The sequence below is a fragment of the Aminobacter sp. MET-1 genome, assembly GCF_026521175.1.
In the GTDB taxonomy this organism is placed as follows: domain Bacteria; phylum Pseudomonadota; class Alphaproteobacteria; order Rhizobiales; family Rhizobiaceae; genus Aminobacter.
Genome location: NZ_JAMSHL010000085.1, coordinates 1 through 281 on the forward strand (window position 1 = coordinate 1; position 281 = coordinate 281).

1 protein-coding gene is annotated in these 281 nt (G+C 73.3%); it reads right to left on the reverse strand.

Going from position 1 to position 281, the window contains the following annotated elements; all coding sequences use genetic code 11:
* Nucleotides 1-281: hypothetical protein (locus tag NDO48_RS29125; RefSeq protein WP_267322902.1), on the reverse strand; the 281-nt coding region annotated here is incomplete at both ends.

A 281-nucleotide genomic window follows, 5' to 3' on the forward strand; every position in this document is an offset into this window, starting at 1 on the left:
GTGCGGCGCCGTGCACCGATGCGCGATCGATGATCTCGAGCGGGTCGAGGCGCCCCGATTCGAACGCGGCCGCCGCTTCGATGAGCAGGGGGACGACGCCGAGACCTCCGACCGGCAGCGTGACGAAGTCGTCGCCGGCGAGCACCTCGGTGGAGCCCCCGTCGAGGTCGTCGATGCGCACCGACACCTTCGCGCCCGACGCGGCGAGCTCGTCGAGAGAGCGCAGGGTCGCCGTGAACGACCGACGACCCGCCGCCGCGCGGCGAGGCAGTCGCTTGGGC